Source organism: Allosphingosinicella sp. (genome assembly GCF_036403745.1).
Taxonomy (GTDB): Bacteria; Pseudomonadota; Alphaproteobacteria; order Sphingomonadales; family Sphingomonadaceae; genus Allosphingosinicella.
Genome location: NZ_DASWQI010000082.1, coordinates 71,892 through 77,891, shown reverse-complemented (window position 1 = coordinate 77,891; position 6,000 = coordinate 71,892). Strand labels below are relative to the sequence as shown.

Genomic DNA, 6,000 nt, shown 5'->3' with positions numbered 1-6,000 from the left:
TGCTCGCCGACGAAAACGCCGTCGGCGAATTTGCTGCCCATCGCGGGCGCCGAGAAGGATACGCCGAGCGCCGCGACGTGCGATCCCAGGCTGTAGTCGGGACGAGTGGCGGAGGCGACGAGCTGCGGATCCTGCGGCTGTACCCGCGTGTCGATGTTCTGGCCCCAGTAGCTGTAGGGCCAGCCATAGAAAGCGCCGTCCTTGATCGAGGTCAGATAATCCGGGACGAGGTCGGGGCCGAGTTCATCGCGTTCGTTGGCGACGGCCCACAGCTGGCCGGTGCCGGGCTGGATCGCCAGCGCGGTCGGATTGCGCGTGCCGGTGGCGTAGGGCCGGTGCGCGCCGGTCTGCGCGTCTACCTGCCAGATCCTGGCGCGCTCGACCTCAGCCAGCATGCCCCGCTCGGTGATGTTGCTGTTGGAGCCGATGCCGACATAAAGGAAGCGCCCGTCCGGGCTCGCCGCCAACGACTTGGTCCAATGGTGGTTGATCCGCGCCGGCAGGTCCGTGACCGTCACGGGTGGCCCGCTCGCCTTGGTCTGGCCCGGCGTGTAGGCGAAGCGCACCAGCGCGTCCTGGTTGGCGACGTAGAGATTGCCGCCGACGAGGGCGAGGCCGTAGGGCGCGTTCAGATGGTCGGCGAAGACCGTGCGACCTTCGTAAACGCCGTCGCCGTTCGCGTCGCGCAGCAGGGTGAGGCGGTTGCCGCTCTTGGCGTCGCTCGTCCCCTTCGCCTTGATGAAGCCGGCGATGAAGTCCTTGGGCCGCAGCGCCGGCTCGCCGCCGCCGCGCCCCTCCGCCACCAGGATGTCGCCGTTGGGCAGAACCAGCGTCTGGCGGGCGATGCCGAAGCCCGTGGCGATGGCCGTAATCGTATAGCCTTCGGGCACGGTCGGCCGCTGGTTGCCCCAGGAGGCGGGGTTGGCGATCTTCATGCTCGGCACCAGCGCGTGCTGCTGGCCCGGCAGCTGCGGATCGCCGCCGTACTGCATCGGATCGGCACCGCCGCCGCCGCCGCCGCAGCCTGTCGCGAGGGCCGCTAGGGTGGGTATCAGGAACAGCCGCTTCATTTCGCCTCTCCCGCGCGCAGGCTCGCCAACCCGATCATCGCGGCGAGGAGGATGACGAGGGTCACGATCGCCGACAGGATCGGCGCTGCCGGCATGATCCCCCAGGCATCGCGGGCGTGGACGAACGAGTCGACCAAGCCGAGCACGAACGCCGCAAGCAGCAGCAGGAAGCACCAGAGCGGCCATCCCGCCCTGAAACGGACGCGGATCGCCGCGATGAACGCCCACAGCAGAGCGAAGCCGGTGAACACCATCGCGCCGGCGATCAGCCAGGCGGCGAAATTGCTCCACTGCATCTCCGCGCTATTCCCATAGGCGAGGTCGCTGAGCAGCCCGCCCAAGAACAAGGGCACGGCGCCGGCCAACAGGGCCGCATGCAGGGGGTGGATCGCTCTTGTAAATAGGCGGTCGTCGCTCGCGGCCACGTCGGTCGTCCTCGCTGGAGAAATGGCCCACCGGCGCCGCATGCCATGCGGTTCCGATGCAACGCGGCCCTACCGGCGCCGGGGGAGGCGCGCTGGCAGAATGTCAGGCCCCGCCACTTGTTCCCGGCAAACGCACCCGCGCTTGACGACCCTTGGACCCGGACCCGCCCGCACGGCGTTGCCGACCCGGACCAGAAGGAGCCCGACATGCTGAACCGCCATGTGCCCGACGTGACGTTCAAGACCCGCGTGCGCGACGAGAGCATCGGCGGCGAGAATCCCTTCCGCTGGGAGGACCTGCCCAGCGCCAGGGTGTTCGACGGCAAGCGCGTCGTCCTGTTCAGCCTGCCCGGCGCCTTCACCCCGACCTGCACCACCGAGCAATGCCCCGCCTACGAGGCCATGTACCCGGAGCTGCGCGCGGCCGGCGCGGACGAGGTCTATTGCCTCTCGGTCAACGACGCCTTCGTGATGTACCAATGGGGCAAGCACCTCGGGATCAAGTCGTTGAAGCTGCTGCCGGACGGCTCCGGAGACTTCACCCGCCGCATGGGCATGCTGGTCAAGAAGGACCATCTCGGCTTCGGCCAGCGCTCGTGGCGCTACGCCGCCGTGGTCGACGACGAGGTGATCGTCGCATGGTTCGAGGAGCCCGGCATCAACGACGAGGGCGCCGATGACGACCCCTATGGCGAAAGCGCGCCGGACCGGGTCTTGGACTGGCTGAAGGCGAACCCGCGCCAAGGCGGCTGAGCCCCGACATCAGCCGCCCCCACGGCGTCCGGAACCTCAGGCACCCGTCGCCGGTTATGCGGAAAAGCACAATGTTCTGAGGGAGATCGCAGCGATGCTCGGACTCGCAGCCCTGCTGCTCGCCACGCAATACGCGCCGATGCCGAACCGCGCCGACGCCGTCCGCGCGCACCTCCCTCCCCGCCACGCCGTGACGACCGGGCGCCCAGCGCGCGCCGCCCGCCTGCGCGCCTTGGACGAGGCCGTCCAAGGGCTCGACCCGAACCTCCGCCCCGCCAGCTACCAGATCAACGGCCCCACCGGGCTCTAGGAAAAAAGGCTCCAGACGAACGAAAGGCGCGCCTTCCGAAGAAAGCGCGCCTCGCGTTGCCCTGCCTGCTTAGCGGCAGCGAATGTCGCTGTTCTGCTCCACCGAACGGCCGAGCAGCGCACCCAGCGCGCCGCCGATCAGCGTTCCCGCGACCCGGTTGCGGCCGCCGTCGACGACGTTGCCAAGCAGCCCGCCCGCGGCGCCGCCGATGATGAGGCCGGTCGTGCCGTCGCTGCGCTTGCAATAATAGCGGCCGTCCGAACCGCGATAGACCTCGTCCGCATCGCTGAGCCGGCGCTCGCTATATTGCGGGCCGTCGCGATAATAACGCTGGGCGTCGTAGCTGGTGTTGTAGCGCGACAAATCGCGCTGCTCGCCATAGCCGTTATTGCCGTAACCGTTGCTGCCATAGGCGCCTTCGCCGTTGTGGCGAGCCCAGCGCAGGTTCCGGCTGAGGTTGTCGAGGCGGCTCTGCACCATCGCCGAGTTGCTGGCGGAGAAGCTGCCGCCGCGGCGCAGGCGCATCGCATCGCGGCGGATCTGCCGAAGCTCCATCTGGGCGCGGCGCGCCTCCTGGGGCGAGAGCGAGCCGTCGGCCATGCCGCGGTCGATGCGCTGCTGGAGGTAGTCGATCCGCTGCCACGTGTCGCTCGGCGCACCGCGCCAGAAGTCGTTGCCGTAGCCATAAGCGTTGCTCTGGACGGAGGCGTAGCCACGCGTGGAACCGTAGGTCTGCGCACTGGCCGGCGCGACCGCCAGCATCGAAACCGCCAAAGCGGCGCTCGTCATCAATCGGATCATGATATACTCCAAAATACAGATGCGCGCCGGATCGCCGCCCGCGCAGAGAAGCCGCGCGGGCCTGGTCGGTCGGGGGTGCGCACAAAAGGACCGGGCAACACGCCCGGGTCCCGACAAGGGTAGATCGTTTGGGGGGCGCAATAGTTCCATCGGCGGGCGAGCGACGTCCGCCGCTCAAGGCGCGTCAGCCGCCCCCTTGGCCGACGTACCGTCTCCTTTCCTCAACAACCCAACTGCCTTCAGCCGCTTTTCGAGCGCCGTAATCGCCTCTTCGAAGGTCCACGCCTGCTCGGCCGACGGCCGGTGCCGCCTTATGGCCGGCGCACCCCCCTGCCTGCGGTCCCACCGCGTCAGGAGCTTCATGACCCGCTCAAACTCACCGGCCAGCTCCGCCTCCGTCCCGGCACATGACGAGGCCGCGTCCGCGTCCGCCGCCGGCGCGGACGCCTCCAGCGCCGCCCGCAACCGCTGCTGCACCGCGAGCCGCTGCCGCACCGCCTCGGCCTCGAGCCACGCATAACCCTGTTCGAGCGCCGCCTGGAACAGGGCATGGAATTCCGCGTCGGTGCGCAGGTGCACGTACACCGTCCGCTCGCACACCCCCGCCTCGGCCGCCGCGGCGAGAAGGTCGCAGCTCCACGCGAAATGCGCCAGGAACACCCCCCGTCGCCGCACGTCGAAGCGGACGTGCCGCATCCTGCGCCGCTGGAACAGGCGCCGGTTGTTGCAGACGATCCGCTCCTCGCCGGCCATATCTTCGCAGGCGTCCACGCCCTCGCCGAGGCCCAGCGCCGCGCCCGCGCGCCCCGCCTCGCCGCCGCCCAGCGCCTCGCCTGCCCCTACAGCGCCCGAACGCAAAATCCGCCTCTCCCGCGCCGCCCGCCGCTCCGCCTCCGCGGACGCCGCCTGCGCCGCCCGCCACCCGGCATCGAACAGCGGATCGCGCTTGCGGGCATTGCGAAACGCCTGCGCCGTGACCCCCAGTCCCGCAGCCAGGTCGACCACCCGTGCGCCGTCCATCAACCCCAGCACCACCGCCGCCTTCGCCCCCGCATCCAGCCGCCGCCACGGCCGGTCCTTCGATCGCTCCGCCTCCTGCATGGGAAGAGTAGAACACATATAGAACAGACTTACAAGCATGTTGTGCACCAATTTGGTTCAGACCACACGCTGCGTCGGACCGAGAGGGCCGGTCACGCCCGGCTTGATCCGGGGTCGACCCGCCTTCTTGCGTCGAACCCCGGTGACACCCTGAACCCGGTTCGAAACCTAGCGTCAGGTACGTGCCAGGCAAGCCCGGCACGTCTCGACACCCTGCTTTCAAATGTCCGCTTTCGACCCATTGCGGACATTTGCGTCTCAGGTTCACTTGATGGAACTCGGCGTCGAAGGATCGAGCCGCTGTTCGCTATGCCCGTCTGACGAGCCCGCTTGTCCGGCTAGCAGCGGAGTCCTTACGATGCGGGTAAGGGGATCCCCCAGCACCTCGAATGGTGAGATATCTCGTTAGCCGGGGTTCAGAGGCCGAGGTCTCTCAGAGCGTTCTTCACGGCCTCCTCGCTGTCGGCCACGTCCTCAGGCGCTTCCAGCCGCTCGGCGAGCCGATGCACCTTCCGCAGCCGCGTGCGCAGCCTAGTAGCGGCGACCTGGTAAGCCTTGATCCGCGGCCGGCGCTGGCGGTTCGCGGGGCCAGCAGGATCAGCTTCGAGACGCTCGATCATCGGGGCGGCCAGGGCGTCGAGCAGGGCGATCGCCTGCAACAGGCCCGCCTCCTGCCCGCGCAGCTCGATCAACCTTTCGCGCCTGCTTAGCTTGTCGTCCGCCACCAGTGCCCTCCAGGCGCTGCCCTGTACTGGCTGGCGAGGCAGTGTCCACTCGTCCACAGATGCATCCTCGCGGGTTTCCTGTCCGCTTTCCATCCTTAGCGGACGATCACCGACGGATTGCGAACAGCCCTTGAATGCGCCACATCCGGCGCATGCGGACGCTGATCAAACGGCTGGCGATGTCGCTGCTTGCAGCGGGGGCCGCATCGGTCGCAGCCTACCAGATCGTCTTTCGCCTCGCCTCTTGGCAGGTGGAAATGTCCGACCCTCATGCCGATGGACAAGCTGGCATGGGGCCCTTTTTCGGCGCAGCCTTTGTTGCTCTGGGCGTCGCAATGCTGACTTTTGCGCTGCTATTGTGGCGCAGTCGGAGGTGGCGCTAGGGTCCCCTTTCCACCCATTGCGGACGTCTGGCCTGAAAGCGCGATAGCTGCCACCCGCCAATTGTCGCCGAGCTCGCCGCGTGCGATCGATGGCGAATGAGCGAAGCACCGTTCGTAGAACGTATTTTCGAAAGCGGCGATGACAGAGTCACCATTCGCTTCCATCAGCCTGCGTTGGCCCCCGGCGGCGAGTTTGAGTGTCGATGGTCGATAATCTGGCCCGATCGTCCTCAGCAAAGCTATACTTGTGGTCTGGACGGTATCCAGGCCCTCATGCTTGCGATGAAGGTGGTCCATTCCGAACTCATGGAGAGCCATCTCTACAAGAGCGGCAAGCTCACCTACGTGAAACAGTACGACCTGGACCTCCCTCCCGGCTGGGGCGAGGGGCAGCTCTATGTGCCGCCGGAACGGAATGACAGCTAACCCTCA

9 protein-coding genes are annotated in these 6,000 nt (G+C 67.7%); 4 read left to right on the top strand and 5 right to left on the bottom strand.

The window, feature by feature from the left end:
• On the bottom strand, nucleotides 1-1,070 hold a 1,070-nt coding region (locus tag VGC56_RS15500; RefSeq protein ID WP_464126314.1), incomplete at its 3' end, for a PQQ-dependent sugar dehydrogenase.
• Entirely contained in the window at nucleotides 1,067-1,495 is a 429-nt protein-coding gene (locus tag VGC56_RS15495; RefSeq protein WP_464126313.1) for a DUF2231 domain-containing protein, read from the bottom strand. The genes VGC56_RS15495 and VGC56_RS15500, both read right to left, overlap by 4 nt.
• 207 nt (nucleotides 1,496-1,702) lie before the next feature.
• On the opposite strand from VGC56_RS15495, the gene VGC56_RS15490 reads away from it, so the two are divergent.
• Together VGC56_RS15490 and VGC56_RS15485 are read left to right on the top strand one after the other, a co-directional pair.
• Nucleotides 1,703-2,248 (top strand): redoxin family protein, encoded by a 546-nt coding sequence (locus VGC56_RS15490; protein ID WP_464126311.1) that lies wholly within the window; start codon nucleotides 1,703-1,705, stop codon nucleotides 2,246-2,248.
• A 94-nt stretch (nucleotides 2,249-2,342) separates the two neighbouring features.
• The gene (locus tag VGC56_RS15485) at nucleotides 2,343-2,558 is read left to right on the top strand and encodes a hypothetical protein (RefSeq protein ID WP_464126309.1); all 216 of its coding nucleotides are present in this window, start codon (nucleotides 2,343-2,345) and stop codon (nucleotides 2,556-2,558) included.
• Nucleotides 2,559-2,627: 69 nt separating this feature from the next.
• Here VGC56_RS15485 and VGC56_RS15480 read toward each other — a convergent pair whose 3' ends face one another.
• The 3 genes from VGC56_RS15480 to VGC56_RS15470 all read right to left on the bottom strand — a co-directional run bounded on the left by VGC56_RS15480 (nucleotide 2,628) and on the right by VGC56_RS15470 (nucleotide 5,185).
• On the bottom strand, nucleotides 2,628-3,359 hold the full coding sequence (locus tag VGC56_RS15480; protein ID WP_464126307.1) for a glycine zipper 2TM domain-containing protein: 732 nt from the start codon (nucleotides 3,357-3,359) through the stop codon (nucleotides 2,628-2,630).
• A gap of 174 nt (nucleotides 3,360-3,533) precedes the next feature.
• Complete coding sequence (locus tag VGC56_RS15475) at nucleotides 3,534-4,460, bottom strand: hypothetical protein (RefSeq protein ID WP_464126305.1); 927 nt, start codon at nucleotides 4,458-4,460, stop codon at nucleotides 3,534-3,536.
• Between the two features lie 416 nt (nucleotides 4,461-4,876).
• On the bottom strand, nucleotides 4,877-5,185 hold the full coding sequence (locus tag VGC56_RS15470; protein WP_464126303.1) for a hypothetical protein: 309 nt from the start codon (nucleotides 5,183-5,185) through the stop codon (nucleotides 4,877-4,879).
• Between the two features lie 152 nt (nucleotides 5,186-5,337).
• On the opposite strand from VGC56_RS15470, the gene VGC56_RS15465 reads away from it, so the two are divergent.
• Nucleotides 5,338-5,568, top strand: a complete 231-nt coding sequence (locus VGC56_RS15465; protein WP_464126302.1) for a hypothetical protein — start codon at nucleotides 5,338-5,340, stop codon at nucleotides 5,566-5,568.
• Between the two features lie 96 nt (nucleotides 5,569-5,664).
• The gene (locus VGC56_RS15460; protein ID WP_464126300.1) at nucleotides 5,665-5,994 is read left to right on the top strand and encodes a DUF6968 family protein; all 330 of its coding nucleotides are present in this window, start codon (nucleotides 5,665-5,667) and stop codon (nucleotides 5,992-5,994) included.
• Nucleotides 5,995-6,000: the final 6 nt, after the last annotated feature.

Excerpts from the sequence above, each read along its gene's own strand:
- VGC56_RS15475 (WP_464126305.1), bottom strand. The coding sequence starts at position 4,460 with ATGCAGGAGGCGGAGCGATCGAAGGACCGGCCGTGGCGGCGGCTGGAT.
- VGC56_RS15480 (WP_464126307.1), bottom strand. The coding sequence starts at position 3,359 with ATGATCCGATTGATGACGAGCGCCGCTTTGGCGGTTTCGATGCTGGCG.
- VGC56_RS15465 (WP_464126302.1), top strand. The coding sequence starts at position 5,338 with ATGCGGACGCTGATCAAACGGCTGGCGATGTCGCTGCTTGCAGCGGGG.
- VGC56_RS15485 (WP_464126309.1), top strand. The coding sequence starts at position 2,343 with ATGCTCGGACTCGCAGCCCTGCTGCTCGCCACGCAATACGCGCCGATG.
- VGC56_RS15460 (WP_464126300.1), top strand. The coding sequence starts at position 5,665 with ATGAGCGAAGCACCGTTCGTAGAACGTATTTTCGAAAGCGGCGATGAC.
- VGC56_RS15490 (WP_464126311.1), top strand. The coding sequence starts at position 1,703 with ATGCTGAACCGCCATGTGCCCGACGTGACGTTCAAGACCCGCGTGCGC.